Here is a 14,097-nt window from a genome sequence, read left to right as displayed (position 1 = left end):
AGAAAATGGCTGTTTTCTGTCATGGCGTCAACAATTGACAGATAGCTGTCACTTATCGGAAAGTTTTTGTCGTTGCACACGCTGTTGCCATTCCAATTCCAAAAAAGGAGCTACAGATGTCCGCACCTTCCACCAGCCCGCTCGTGCGTGTGCCTTTCGCCGAACTGCAGCGGCTGCTGCAAGCAATCTTCCAGCGCCACGGCTGCAGCGAAGCGGTAGCCACCGTGCTTGCCCACAACTGCACCAGTGCCCAGCGCGACGGCGCCCATAGCCACGGCGTGTTTCGTATTCCCGGTTATGTTTCGACCCTGGCCAGTGGCTGGGTCGATGGGCGTGCCACGCCACAGGTGACCGATGTGGCGCCAGGCTACGTGCGCGTGGATGCCGCCGGTGGCTTCGCCCAGCCCGCCCTGGCAGCGGCGCGTGGGTTGCTGGTGGAAAAGGCCCGCAGCGCCGGCATCGCCGTGCTGGCGATCCACAACTCGCACCATTTCGCCGCACTGTGGCCTGACGTCGAGCCGTTTGCAGATGAAGGCCTGGTGGCGCTGAGCGTGGTCAACAGCATGACCTGCGTGGTGCCGCACGGTGCGCGCAAACCGTTGTTCGGCACCAACCCCATCGCCTTCGCCGCACCGTGCGCGGGGCATGATCCGATTGTCTTCGACATGGCCACCAGCGCCATGGCCCATGGCGACGTGCAGATCGCCGCGCGTGCCGGGCAGCTGTTGCCCGAAGGCATGGGCGTGGATGCCCAAGGCCTGCCGACTACCGACCCCAAGGCCATTCTGGAGGGCGGCGCGTTGTTGCCGTTTGGCGGGCACAAGGGCTCGGCGCTGTCGATGATGGTCGAGTTGCTGGCGGCGGCGCTGACCGGCGGGCACTTCTCCTGGGAGTTCGACTGGTCGGGGCACCCGGGGGCGAAGACGCCCTGGACCGGGCAACTGCTCATCGTCATCGACCCGAGCAAGGCTGAGGGTGACCGGTTTGCCCAACGCAGCCGCGAACTGGTCGAGCACATGCAAGCCGCAGGGCTATCGCGGATGCCAGGCGAGCGTCGCTACCGCGAGCGGGAGGTGGCTGAGCGGCAAGGGGTGGCGTTGACCGAACAGGAGCTGCAGGGCCTGCAAGCGCTGCTGGGTTGAGCCGTTGTGCAAAGTTGCATAGACAACCTTGCACTTATGTGATGTTCCTTGGGCCCGACTCCGGGTATCCTCAGGGCAGTCTTTCCGAACTGTCCTGATCCAAGGAGCTGCACGCTGTGTTCAAACATGTCGATGCCTATGCCGGCGACCCGATCCTCTCGTTGATGGAAACCTTCAAGGCCGACCCGCGCGCCGACAAGGTCAACCTGAGTATCGGCCTGTATTACGATGAGGCCGGTGTGGTGCCGCAGCTGGCAGCGGTGGATGCGGTGGAAAAACGCATCGCCGGCCAGGCCCATGAAGCCTCGCTGTACCTGCCGATGGAAGGCCTGGCCAGCTACCGCCAGGCAATCCAGGCGCTGCTGTTCGGTGCCGACCACCCGGCCGTGACCGGCAAGCGTGTGGCCACCGTGCAGACCGTTGGCGGCTCCGGCGCACTGAAAGTCGGTGCCGACTTCCTCAAGCGTTACTTCCCGCAGTCGGAAGTCTGGGTCAGCAACCCGACCTGGGACAACCACCGCGCCATCTTCGAAGGTGCCGGGTTCAAGGTGCACACCTACCCGTACTTCGACCAGGCCAGCCGTGGCGTCGACTTCGACGGCATGCTGCAGGCCCTGCAGGGTCTGCCGGCCAACAGCATCGTGCTGCTGCACCCGTGCTGCCACAACCCCACCGGCGCTGACCTCGAGCAGGGCCAGTGGCAACAAGTGGTGGAAGTGGTCAAGGCGCGTCAGCTGATCCCGTTCCTCGACATCGCCTACCAGGGCTTCGGTGAAGGCCTGGTGGAAGACGCCTACGCCATCCGCGAAATGGCCCGTGCCGGCGTGCCGTGCCTGGTCAGCAACTCCTTCTCCAAGATCTTCTCGCTGTATGGCGAGCGGGTAGGGGGCCTGTCGGTGGTCTGCGACGACGAAGCCACCACCCAGAGCGTGCTCGGCCAGCTCAAGGCCACTGTGCGTCGCAACTACTCCAGCCCGCCCAACTTCGGTGCCCAGCTGGTGGCTGGCGTACTCGGCGATGCCGAACTCAACGCCCAATGGGCGGCCGAAGTGGAAGTGATGCGCAAGCGCATCCTCGACATGCGCCAGGCGCTGGTCGATGCCCTGGCGGTGTTGCTGCCAGGCCAGGACTTCCAGTTCTTCCTGCGCCAGCGCGGCATGTTCAGCTACACCGGCTTCAGCGTCGAGCAGGTGCGTCGCCTGCGTGACGAGTTCGGCGTTTACCTGATCGACAGCGGCCGGGTGTGCATGTCCGGCCTGCGTCCGGCCAACCTGCAACGGGTTGCCGAAGCCTTCGCCGCCGTTCAGAAGTAATTCTCGGGCCTGCGCGGCCCTTGTAGGTGCGGCCTTGTGTCGCGAAAGGCCCCGGATTTGTGCAGTGGCACAAACTGCCGGGGCCGCTTTGCGGCCCTTTCGCGACACAAGGCCGCTCCTACAAACAACCCATCTGTAAAACCCACTTGTAAAGACAAGTGCAACCGCTCCTCGGAAAGGGGCTTCGCAAGTGCAACCTTTCCGTGCACAATCGCGCCCCTCTATATCCGGTTGAGTTGGGCGAATCGTCTATTTCGCCATTCTCAGCCTGTTGCAGTCTTGCGAGTGGAGCTTCACCCGGAATGAATGAGCAGGCCCCAAGCGTTGAACAACGCTTTGTAGAATCGACCCCCGCCACCCTCGGCAGCTGGTCGCGTAACGACACCACCTGGATGCTGGGCCTGTTCGGCACAGCCATTGGCGCAGGCACCTTGTTCCTGCCGATCAACGCCGGCCTCGGCGGCTTCTGGCCGCTGCTGATCCTGGCCGCGTTAGCCTTCCCGATGACCTACTTCTCTCACCGTGGCCTGACCCGCTTCGTGCTGTCCGGGCGTAGCGGTGGCGACATCACCGAAGTGGTCGAAGAGCATTTCGGCATCAAGGCCGGCGCGCTGATCACCGTGCTGTACTTCTTCGCGATCTTCCCGATCCTGCTTATCTATAGCGTGGCACTGACCAACACCGTCAGCAGCTTCATGGAGCACCAGCTGCACATGGCGCCGCCACCACGGGCCATCCTGTCGTTCGTGCTGATCCTCGGCCTGCTGGCGATCGTGCGCTGCGGCGAGCAGGCCACGGTCAAGGTCATGAGCCTGCTGGTGTACCCGTTCATCGTTGCCCTGGGGCTGCTGGGCCTGTACCTGATCCCGCATTGGACCGGTGGCATCCTCGACAGCGCCGCCCAGGTGCCGTCGGGTTCGGCCTTCCTGCACACCCTGTGGCTGGCCATTCCGGTGATGGTGTTCTCGTTCAACCACTCGCCGATCATCTCGGCCTTCGCCGTTGACCAGAAGCGCCGCTATGGCGAGCATGCTGACGAGCGCAGCGGCCAGATCCTGCGCCGCGCCCACCTGCTGATGGTGGTGATGGTGCTGTTCTTCGTGTTCAGCTGCGTGCTCACCCTGAGCAGTGCCCAGCTGGCCGAGGCCAAGGCGCAGAACCTGTCGATCCTGTCGTACCTGGCCAACCACTTCAGCAACCCGACCATTGCCTTTGCCGCTCCGCTGATTGCCTTCGTCGCCATTGCCAAGTCGTTCCTCGGCCACTACATCGGCGCCAGTGAAGGCCTCAAGGGCATCATCGCCAAGACCGGCGCTCGCCCGGGCGCCAAGACCCTGGACCGGGTGGTCGCCGCACTGATGCTGGTGGTCTGCTGGATCGTCGCCACACTCAACCCGAGCATCCTCGGCATGATCGAATCGCTTGGCGGCCCGATTCTCGCCGTGCTGCTGTTCCTGATGCCGATGTACGCCATCCGTCGTGTGCCGTCGATGCGCAAGTACAGCGGCACGCTGTCGAACGTGTTCGTGGTGGTGATCGGCCTGGTTGCGCTGACCTCGGTGGTGTACGGCCTGATCGGCTGATTCACTGCTCGCAACAGAAAAAGCCCGGGGCGCTTGTCGCCATCCGGGCTTTTTTTTGTCCACAATAATTGTCTGGCAATAGAACAATTTCAACGTACCCATAGGCACCCGGTCGCCTTCATGCTTAACTCAGTGTCCTTTTCAAACCCAGCATAAGGATTTCGTCATGGCTCAAGTGACCCTCAAAGGCAACCCGGTTCAGGTCAAAGGCAACCTGCCACAGGCCGGCGCCCAGGCTCCGGCATTCTCCCTGGTCGGTGAAGGCCTGGCAGACAAGTCGCTGAAGGACTACGCCGGCAAGCGCAAGGTGCTGAACATCTTCCCAAGCGTCGACACCCCGACCTGCGCCACTTCCGTACGCAAGTTCAACGCCCAGGCCAACGACGTGGCCAATACCGTGGTGCTGTGCATTTCGGCTGACCTGCCATTCGCCCAGGCGCGCTTCTGCGGTGCCGAAGGCCTGGAAAACGTGAAGAACCTGTCGACCCTGCGTGGCCGCGAGTTCCTCGAAAACTACGGCGTTGCCATCGCCGACGGCCCGCTGGCCGGCCTGGCTGCCCGTGCCGTGGTGGTGCTGGACGAGAACGACAAGGTGCTGCACAGCGAGCTGGTCGGCGAAATCGCTGACGAGCCGAACTACGATGCAGCCCTGGCTGTTCTGAAGTAAGGATTGCGTGGGGCAGGGGCGGCTGTTTCAGCTTGTTCCGGCCCTTTCGCGGGTAAATCGGAGCGCCGAACCGCCGCTCCCACAGGTACGGCGCAGCCCTTGAAAGCTGTGTTATCCCTGTGGGAGCGGGTTTACCCGCGAAAGGGCAGGAACAGGTAAAGGAACTCGTCAGCCCGCCATCGCTCCAAGCAACACCCAGTAACGGCCCGGAACGCGTTCCGGGCCGTTTTCGTTTAAAGTTCAGCCTTTTGGCAACGTCAGGCAAAGGTAAACCTCTGGTAAAGAGCCTTTGCTATAACGATGCCAGTGCTTATCGTTCAACCTCCTCAAGCCGCCATTTCCGAACAAGGTTCGTTCAACCCATGCAAGTGTCCAATTCCCGATCCCCTCGTCGCTGGCTCGTCGGCCTGCTGATCCTGCTGCTGGTGGCCCTGCTGGCCTGGTGGCTGTGGCCCGCGGCAACACCTGCCCACAAAGCGGCCGGTGGAGGGCGCGGCGGCAAGGGCGTGGGCATGGGCATGGGTGGCCGGCCGGGCTTCGGCGGCTCCACCGACCCGGTGCCGGTGCGCGTCGAGCCGGTGCGGGTGGGTGACTTCCCGCTTTATTACAAGGCTTTGGGTACGGTCACCGCGACCAATACGGTGAATGTGCGCAGCCGCGTGGCAGGTGAACTGGTGAAGGTCCTCTTCAAGGAGGGCCAGCAGGTCAAGGCCGGCGATCTGCTCGCCGAAATCGACCCGCGTTCCTACCGCATTGCCCTGCAGCAGGCCGAAGGCACCCTGGCGCAGAACCAGGCGCAACTGAAGAACGCCCAGGTCGACCTGGCGCGTTACAAGGGTCTGTACGCCCAGGACAGCATCGCCAAGCAGACGCTCGACACCGCCGAAGCCCAGGTCGCGCAGTTCCAGGGGCTGGTCAAGACCAACCAGGCCCAGGTCAACGATGCCCGCCTGAACCTCGATTTCACCCAGATCCGCGCGCCAATCAATGGCCGTGTGGGCCTGCGCCAGCTCGACCTGGGTAACCTGGTGGCAGCCAACGACACCACCGCCCTGGTGGTGATCACTCAGACCGAGCCGATCAGTGTCGCCTTCACCCTGCCCGAAACCGAGCTGACCACCGTGCTCGAGCGTTACCGCAGCGGCGCCAGCCTGCCGGTCGAAGCCTGGGACCGCACCGACAGCAAACTGCAGTCGACCGGCGTGCTGGGCAGTATCGACAACCAGATCGACACCACCACCGGTACCCTGAAGTTCAAGGGCCGCTTCGAGAACAAGGACCTGGCCCTGTTCCCCAACCAGTTCGTCAACGTGCGCCTCTTGGCCGACACCCTCAAACAGGTGGTAATGGCCCCGGCAGCGGCCGTGCAGTTCGGCAACGACGGCACCTTCGCCTACGTGGTCAACGAGCAGAGCACGGTCAATATCCGCAAACTCAAGGTCGGCGCCAGCGATGGCCAGAACAGCGTCATCCTTGAGGGGCTCAAGGCCGGTGACCGCCTGGTGCTGGAAGGCACCGACCGCCTGCGTGAAGGCACCAAGGTCGAGGTGGTCGAGGACAGCTCGCAAGTGCCGACCACCCCCGGCCAGCATCTGCAGGGCCAGGACGCCAAAGGTTCGGCACAGACCGGTGAAGCGCCTTCCGGCACAGCGGCAGCCAAGGCGGGCGCATGAACCTGTCACGCCTGTTCATCCTCCGCCCGGTCGCCACCACGCTGACCATGCTGGCCATCGTTCTGGCCGGCCTGATCGCCTACAAGCTGCTGCCGGTGTCGGCCTTGCCCCAGGTCGACTACCCGACCATCCGGGTCATGACCTTGTACCCGGGTGCCAGTCCGCAGGTAATGACCAGTGCGGTCACCGCCCCGCTGGAGCGCCAGTTCGGCCAGATGCCGGGCCTTGAGCAGATGGCCTCGACCAGTTCCGGCGGCGCCTCAGTGCTGACCTTGCGCTTCAGCCTGGACATGAACATGGACGTTGCCGAGCAACAGGTGCAGGCCGCGATCAACGCCGCCAGCAACCTGCTGCCCACGGACCTGCCGGCACCGCCGGTGTACAACAAGGTCAACCCGGCCGACACCCCGGTGCTGACTCTGGCCATCTCCAGCAAGACCATGCCACTGCCCAAGCTCAACGACCTGGTCGACACCCGCGTGGCGCAGAAGCTCGCACAGATCAGCGGCGTGGGCATGGTCAGCATCGCCGGCGGCCAGCGCCAGGCGGTGCGGATCAAGGTCAACGTTGACGCACTGGCCGCCAACGGCCTCAACCTCGACGACGTGCGCACCTTGATCGGCGCGTCCAACGTCAACCAGCCCAAGGGCAACTTCGATGGCCCGACCCGGGTATCGATGCTCGACGCCAACGACCAGCTGCGCTCGCCTGCGGAATACGCCAACCTCATCCTGGCCTACAACAATGGCGCGCCGCTGCGCCTGAAGGATGTCGCCGAAATCGTCGACGGCGCCGAAAACGAACGTCTGGCCGCCTGGGCCAACCAGAACCAGGCCGTGCTGCTGAACATCCAGCGCCAGCCGGGTGCCAACGTCATCGAGGTGGTTGACCGCATCAAGGCGCTGCTGCCATCGATCACCGACAACCTGCCAGCTGGGCTGGATGTATCGGTGCTCACCGACCGCACCCAGACCATCCGCGCCGCGGTCGAGGACGTCAAGCATGAGCTGCTGATCGCCATCGTGCTGGTGGTGATGGTCACCTTCGTGTTCCTGCGCCGCTTCAGCGCTACCCTGATCCCCTCGATCGCCGTACCACTGTCGCTGATCGGCACCTTCGGCGTGATGTACCTGGCCGGCTTCTCGGTCAACAACCTGACGCTGATGGCCCTGACCATCGCCACCGGCTTCGTGGTCGACGACGCCATCGTCATGCTCGAGAACATCTCGCGCCACATCGAGGAAGGCGAAACACCGCTGCAGGCGGCACTCAAGGGCGCGAAACAGATCGGCTTCACCCTGATCTCGCTGACCTTCTCGCTGATCGCCGTACTGATCCCGCTGCTGTTCATGGCCGACGTGGTCGGCCGCCTGTTCCGCGAGTTCGCCATTACCTTGGCGGTGGCGATCCTGATTTCCCTGGTGGTGTCGCTGACCCTGACCCCGATGATGTGCGCGCGCCTGCTCAAGCGCGAGCCCAAGGAAGAAGAGCAGGGCCGCTTCTACCGCGCCAGCGGTGCCTGGATCGACTGGCTGATCGAGCATTACGGCCGTGGCCTGCAGTGGGTGCTCAGGCACCAGCCGCTGACCCTGCTGGTGGCGGTGGCCACCCTGGCGCTTACCGTGCTGCTGTACATGGTGGTGCCCAAGGGCTTCTTCCCGGTGCAGGACACCGGGGTGATCCAAGGTATTTCCGAGGCGCCGCAGTCAACCTCGTTCGCCGCCATGAGCGAGCGCCAGCAGGCCCTGAGCAAGGTCATCCTGCAGGACCCGGCGGTGCAGAGCCTGTCGTCCTACATCGGTGTCGACGGCGATAACGCCACGCTCAACAGCGGCCGCCTGCTGATCAACCTCAAGCCCCATGGCGAGCGTGATGTCACCGCCGGTGAAGTGATCAGCCGCCTGCAGCCGCAACTCGACAAGCTGGTCGGCATTCGCCTGTTCATGCAGCCAGTGCAGGACCTGAGCATCGAGGACCGGGTCAGCCGTACCCAGTACCAGTTCAGCCTGTCCTCGCCTGACGCCGACCTGCTGGCGCAGTGGAGCGGCAAGCTGGTGCACGCCCTGCAGGAACGCCCGGAACTGCAGGACGTCGCCAGTGACCTGCAGGACAAGGGCTTGCAGGTGTATCTGGTGATCGACCGTGACATGGCCAGCCGCCTTGGCATCACCGTGTCGCAGATCACCAACGCGCTGTACGACGCTTTCGGCCAGCGGCAGATTTCCACCATCTACACCCAGGCCAGCCAATACCGGGTTGTGCTGCAGTCGCAGGACGCGTCCAACATTGGCCCGTCGGCGTTGGAGTCGATCCACGTCAAGGCCACCGATGGCGGCCAGGTGCGGCTGTCGGCCCTGGCGCGCATCGAGCAGCGTCAGGCGCAACTGGCCATTTCGCACATCGGCCAGTTCCCGGCAGTGATGCTGTCGTTCAACCTGGCCCATGGTGCGTCGCTGGGCGAAGCGGTGAAGGTGATCGAGCAGGTGCAGCAGGACATCGGCATGCCGCTCGGCGTGCAGACCCGCTTCCAGGGTGCTGCCGAGGCGTTCCAGGCTTCGCTGTCGAGCACCTTGCTGCTGATCCTGGCGGCCGTGGTGACCATGTATATCGTGCTGGGCGTGCTCTACGAGAGCTACATCCACCCGGTAACCATCCTCTCGACCTTGCCGTCGGCGGCGGTCGGCGCCTTGCTGGCGTTGCTCCTCAGCGGCAACGACCTGGGCATGATCGCCATCATCGGCATCATCCTGCTGATCGGCATCGTCAAGAAGAACGCGATCATGATGATCGACTTCGCCCTCGAGGCCGAGCGCAACCAGGGCATGAGCCCCCATGATGCGATCTACCAGGCGGCGCTGCTGCGCTTCCGGCCGATCCTGATGACCACCCTGGCCGCGCTGTTCGGCGCCGTGCCGCTGATGCTGGCCACCGGCTCCGGTGCCGAGCTGCGCCAGCCGCTGGGCCTGGTGATGGTCGGTGGCCTGCTGGTCAGCCAGGTGCTGACGCTGTTCACCACACCGGTCATCTACCTGTACTTCGACCGCCTGGCCCGCCGCTGGCGCCCGGCCGCTGATGCGCAGCAGGCCGAGGCATGAACCTGTCAGGACCTTTCATTCGCCGGCCAGTGGCGACCATGCTGCTGAGCCTGGCGATCATGTTGCTCGGCGGCGTCAGCTTCGGCCTGCTGCCGGTGTCGCCGTTGCCGCAGATGGACTTCCCGGTGATCGTGGTGTCGGCCAACCTATCCGGTGCCAGCCCCGAGGTCATGGCCGCCACCGTGGCCACGCCGCTGGAGCGCAAGCTCGGTAGCATCGCCGGCGTCACCACTCTGACCAGCAGCTCCAACCAGGGCTCGACCCGAGTGATCATCGGCTTCGAGATGGGCCGCGACATCGACGGTGCCGCACGTGAGGTGCAGGCGGCGATCAACGCCACGCGCAACCTGCTGCCCAGCGGCATGCGCAGCATGCCCACCTACAAGAAGATCAACCCGTCGCAGGCGCCGATCATGGTGCTCTCGCTGACCTCCAGCGTGTTGCAGAAGGGCCAGCTGTACGACCTGGCCGACACCATCCTGTCGCAGAGCCTGGCCCAGGTCAGCGGGGTAGGGGAAGTGCAGATCGGGGGCAGCTCGCTGCCAGCGGTGCGCATTGCCGTCGAGCCGCAACTGCTCAACCAGTACAGCCTGTCGCTGGACGAGGTGCGCACGGCGGTGTCCAACGCCAACCAGCGCCGGCCCATGGGCTTCGTCGAAGACGCCGAGCGCAACTGGCAGGTGCGCGCCAATGACCAGCTGGAAACCGCCAAGGACTACGAGCCGATCGTGATCCGCCAGTCGAACGGCACCATCCTGCGCCTGTCTGACGTGGCTACCGTCACCGATGCCGTCGAAAACCGCTACAACAGCGGCTTCTTCAACGATCAGAGCGCCGTGCTGCTGGTGGTCAACCGCCAGACCGGCGCCAACATCATCGAGACCGTCGACCAGATCAAGGCACAGCTGCCGGCCCTGCAGTCGCTACTACCAGCCAGTGTGCAACTGAATGTGGCCATGGACCGCTCGCCGGTTATCAAGGCCACCCTCAAGGAGGCCGAGCACACGCTGCTGATCGCCGTGGTGCTGGTGATCCTGGTGGTCTACCTGTTCCTCGGCAGCCTGCGTGCCTCACTGATCCCGAGCCTGGCAGTGCCGGTGTCGCTGGTAGGCACCTTCGCGGTGATGTACCTCTGTGGCTTCTCGCTGAACAACCTGTCGCTGATGGCGCTGATCCTAGCCACCGGCCTGGTGGTGGACGATGCGATCGTGGTGCTGGAGAACATCTCGCGGCATATCGAGGACGGCCAGCCACCGATGCGTGCGGCGTTCCTTGGTGCCCGGGAAGTCGGCTTCACCCTGCTGTCGATGAACGTATCGCTGGTGGCCGTGTTCGTCTCGATCCTGTTCATGGGCGGCATCGTGCGCAACCTGTTCCAGGAGTTCTCGATCACCCTGGCGGCGGCGATCATCGTCTCGCTGGTGGTGTCGCTGACCCTCACACCGATGCTTTGCGCGCGCTGGCTCAAGCCCCACCGCGCAGAGCAGACACGCCTGCAACGCTGGAGCGACAAGGCGCACCAGCGTATGGTCGACGCCTACGACCGCAGCCTCGGCTGGGCCCTGCGCCACAAGCGCCTGACACTGGTCAGCCTGTTGGCGACCATCGGCCTGAACATCGCCCTGTACGTGGTGGTGCCCAAGACCCTGATGCCGCAACAGGACACCGGCCAGCTGATGGGTTTCATCCGCGGTGACGACGGCCTGTCGTTCAACGTGATGCAGCCGAAGATGGAAATCTACCGGCGCGCCTTGCTCGCCGACCCAGCAGTGGAGAGCGTGGCCGGCTTCATCGGTGGCAACAGTGGCACCAACAACGCCATGGTGCTGGTGCGCCTGAAACCGATCAACGAGCGCAAGCTCGATGCGCAGAAGGTCATCGAACGCCTGCGCAAGGAAATGCCCAAGGTGCCGGGCGGGCGGTTGTTCCTGATGGCCGACCAGGACCTGCAGCTGGGCGGCGGTGGCCGTGACCAGACGTCCTCGCAATACCTGTATACCCTGCAGAGTGGCGACCTGGCGGCCCTGCGCCAGTGGTTCCCCAAGGTGGTAGCGGCGCTGCGCGCATTGCCCGAGCTGACCGCCATCGACGCCCGTGACGGCTCCGGTACCCAGCAGGTGACGCTGGTGGTCGACCGCGACCAGGCCAAGCGCCTGGGCATCGACATGGACATGGTCACCGCCGTGCTGAACAACGCCTACAGCCAGCGGCAGATCTCGACCATCTACGACAGCCTCAACCAGTATCAGGTGGTGCTGGAGATCAACCCGAAATACGCCTGGGACCCGAGCACCCTGGAACAGGTGCAGGTGATCACCAGTGCGGGTGCGCGGGTGCCGCTGTCGACCATTGCCCACTACGAAAACAGCCTGGCCAATGACCGCGTCAGCCACGAAGGCCAGTTCGCCTCCGAGGACATCGCCTTCGACGTTGCCGAAGGCTACAGCCCTGACCAGGCCATGGCCGCGGTGGAGCGGGAGGTGGCCAAGCTGGGCTTGCCCGAGGAAGTGATCGCCAAGCTCGGCGGCACGGCCAGTGCGTTCGCCAAGACCCAGGAAGGGCAGCCGTTCATGATCCTCGGTGCCCTGGTGCTGGTGTACCTGGTGCTGGGCATCCTCTACGAAAGCTACATCCACCCGCTGACCATTCTGTCGACCTTGCCCTCGGCCGGTGTCGGTGCCTTGCTCGCGTTGTACGCCACCGGGGGCGAGTTCAGCCTGATTTCGTTGCTGGGCCTGTTCCTGCTGATCGGCGTGGTGAAGAAGAACGCCATCCTGATGATCGACCTGGCCCTGCAACTGGAGCGCCACCAGGGCCTGAGCCCGGAAGAGTCGATCCGCCGCGCTTGCCTGCTGCGCCTGCGGCCGATCCTCATGACTACCCTGGCCGCCATTCTTGGCGCCTTGCCGCTGCTGATCAGCCGCGCCGAAGGTGCCGAGATGCGTCAGCCGCTGGGCCTGACCATCATTGGCGGCCTGGTCGTCAGCCAGCTGCTGACCCTTTACACGACGCCGGTGGTGTACCTGTACCTGGACCGCCTGCGTCACCGATTCAACCATTGGCGCGGTGTACGCACCGACGCCGCCCTGGACACGCCGCTATGAACTTCGCCCAGACCCCACTTCACCGAGCCTTGCAGCTGCTGACCCATGGGCGGGGCTCACGCCTGGCCGGCGCCGCGCTGTGCGTGGCCATGCTCAGTGCCTGTACCCTGAGCCCGGACTACCACCGCCCGGAGCTGAGCACGCCGGCGCAATACAAGCAGGCCGAGGGCTGGACCCAGGCCAACCCGTCCGATGCCATCGCCCGTGGCGCCTGGTGGGAGATATACGGCGATGCCGGGTTGAATGCGCTGGTCGAGGAACTGAACCGCAGCAACCAGACCGTTGCGCAATCGGAAGCCCAGTACCGCCAGGCCCAGGCCTTGGTACGCAGCAGCCGGGCGTCGCTGTTCCCCAGCCTGGACCTGAGCGCCAGCAAGAACCGCTCGGCACAAGGCACTGGCAGTTCCAGTTCGAGCCTGTCCAACAACAGCAGCGGTATCCGCAACACCTACAACACGCAGCTGGGCGTCAGCTGGGAAATCGACCTGTGGGGCAAGCTGCGCGAGACCATGAACGCCAACGAGGCCAGTGCCGAGGCCAGCTTTGCCGACCTGGCTGCAATCCGCCTCAGTCAGCAGTCGGAGCTTGTGCAGAACTACCTGCAACTGCGGGTGATCGACGAGCAGAAACGCTTGCTCGAAGCGACCGTCGCGACCTATGAGCGTTCGCTGCGGATGAACGAAAACCAGTACCGGGCCGGCGTCGCTGGCCCGGATGCAGTGGCCCAGGCGCGTACCCAGCTGAAGTCCACCCAGGCCGACCTGATCGACCTGATCTGGCAGCGCGCACAGTTCGAGAACGCCATCGCCGTGTTGCTGGGCAAGGCCCCGGCTGAATTCTCCCTGGCCGACAGCAAGCAGATCCCGGCGCTGCCGCAGATTCCGGTGGCGTTGCCGTCGCAACTGCTCGAACGGCGCCCGGACATCGCCTCGGCCGAGCGCAACGTGATGGCCGCCAACGCCAATATCGGCGTGGCGCGTGCCGCTTACTTCCCGGACTTGAGCCTGAGCATGAGTGGCGGTTATTCCAGCAGCAGCTTCAGCAACTGGATCGAGCTGCCCAACCGCTACTGGTCGGTGGGGCCGCAACTGGCACTGACCTTGTTCGACGCCGGCAAGCGCAGCGCCGAGGTTGACCGCACCCGGGCGGTGTATGACCAGACCGTGGCGCAGTACCGGCAGACCGTGCTCGACGGCTTCAAGGAAGTGGAAAACTTCCTGGTGCAGCTGAAGGTGTACGCTGATGAAGCCGTGGTACGTCAGGAAGCGCTGGAATCGGCACGCGAATCGTTGCGCCTGACCGAGAACCAGTACCGCGCCGGCTTGATCGGCTACCTCGACGTGGTCAATGTGCAGACCACTGCGCTGAGTAACGAGCGCAGTGCGTTGACCCTGCTGCAAGGGCGCCTGGTGGCCAGCGTGCAGTTGATTGCCGCCCTGGGCGGTGGCTGGGATGCCGGACAGGCGTTTGCCCAGCAGGAATAAACACCCCCGCAAGCAGGCTCGGTCTACTGTGGGAGC

General features: G+C 64.3%; 8 protein-coding genes. All 8 read left to right on the top strand.

Going from position 1 to position 14,097, the window contains the following annotated elements:
• The first annotated feature begins 116 nt into the window (after positions 1–116).
• The 8 genes from BUQ73_RS13385 to BUQ73_RS13350 all read left to right on the top strand — a co-directional run bounded on the left by BUQ73_RS13385 (position 117) and on the right by BUQ73_RS13350 (position 14,061).
• Positions 117–1,142: an Ldh family oxidoreductase gene (locus tag BUQ73_RS13385; protein ID WP_079228361.1), complete on the top strand. Its 1,026-nt coding sequence runs from the start codon at positions 117–119 to the stop codon at positions 1,140–1,142.
• 116 nt (positions 1,143–1,258) lie between these two features.
• On the top strand, positions 1,259–2,455 hold the full coding sequence (locus tag BUQ73_RS13380; RefSeq protein ID WP_079228360.1) for an aromatic amino acid transaminase: 1,197 nt from the start codon (positions 1,259–1,261) through the stop codon (positions 2,453–2,455).
• Between the two features lie 302 nt (positions 2,456–2,757).
• Positions 2,758–4,038 (top strand): serine/threonine transporter, encoded by a 1,281-nt coding sequence (locus BUQ73_RS13375; protein ID WP_079228359.1) that lies wholly within the window; start codon positions 2,758–2,760, stop codon positions 4,036–4,038.
• Between the two features lie 166 nt (positions 4,039–4,204).
• Positions 4,205–4,705 (top strand): thiol peroxidase, encoded by a 501-nt coding sequence (gene tpx, locus BUQ73_RS13370; RefSeq protein WP_079228358.1) that lies wholly within the window; start codon positions 4,205–4,207, stop codon positions 4,703–4,705.
• A 362-nt stretch (positions 4,706–5,067) separates the two neighbouring features.
• On the top strand, positions 5,068–6,378 hold the full coding sequence (locus tag BUQ73_RS13365; RefSeq protein ID WP_079228357.1) for an MdtA/MuxA family multidrug efflux RND transporter periplasmic adaptor subunit: 1,311 nt from the start codon (positions 5,068–5,070) through the stop codon (positions 6,376–6,378).
• Positions 6,375–9,473, top strand: a complete 3,099-nt coding sequence (locus BUQ73_RS13360) for an MdtB/MuxB family multidrug efflux RND transporter permease subunit (protein WP_079228356.1) — start codon at positions 6,375–6,377, stop codon at positions 9,471–9,473. The genes BUQ73_RS13365 and BUQ73_RS13360 overlap by 4 nt, the downstream gene beginning before the upstream one ends.
• A complete protein-coding gene (locus tag BUQ73_RS13355; protein WP_079228355.1) occupies positions 9,470–12,577 on the top strand; it encodes an efflux RND transporter permease subunit in 3,108 nt (1,035 codons plus the stop codon). The genes BUQ73_RS13360 and BUQ73_RS13355 overlap by 4 nt, the downstream gene beginning before the upstream one ends.
• Positions 12,574–14,061, top strand: a complete 1,488-nt coding sequence (locus tag BUQ73_RS13350) for an efflux transporter outer membrane subunit (protein ID WP_079228354.1) — start codon at positions 12,574–12,576, stop codon at positions 14,059–14,061. Before BUQ73_RS13355 ends, BUQ73_RS13350 begins: the two co-directional genes overlap by 4 nt.
• The last annotated feature ends 36 nt before the right edge of the window (positions 14,062–14,097 follow it).

This window comes from Pseudomonas putida (assembly GCF_002025705.1).
Lineage (GTDB): Bacteria > Pseudomonadota > Gammaproteobacteria > Pseudomonadales > Pseudomonadaceae > Aquipseudomonas > Aquipseudomonas putida_J.
Note: the sequence above shows the minus strand (reverse complement) of the source record. Positions and strands in the feature narration are given on the sequence as shown.

Coding starts and splice junctions, on each gene's coding strand:
- BUQ73_RS13385 (WP_079228361.1), top strand. CDS start 117: ATGTCCGCACCTTCCACCAGCCCGCTCGTGCGTGTGCCTTTCGCCGAA.
- BUQ73_RS13355 (WP_079228355.1), top strand. CDS start 9,470: ATGAACCTGTCAGGACCTTTCATTCGCCGGCCAGTGGCGACCATGCTG.
- tpx (WP_079228358.1), top strand. CDS start 4,205: ATGGCTCAAGTGACCCTCAAAGGCAACCCGGTTCAGGTCAAAGGCAAC.
- BUQ73_RS13375 (WP_079228359.1), top strand. CDS start 2,758: ATGAATGAGCAGGCCCCAAGCGTTGAACAACGCTTTGTAGAATCGACC.
- BUQ73_RS13360 (WP_079228356.1), top strand. CDS start 6,375: ATGAACCTGTCACGCCTGTTCATCCTCCGCCCGGTCGCCACCACGCTG.
- BUQ73_RS13365 (WP_079228357.1), top strand. CDS start 5,068: ATGCAAGTGTCCAATTCCCGATCCCCTCGTCGCTGGCTCGTCGGCCTG.
- BUQ73_RS13350 (WP_079228354.1), top strand. CDS start 12,574: ATGAACTTCGCCCAGACCCCACTTCACCGAGCCTTGCAGCTGCTGACC.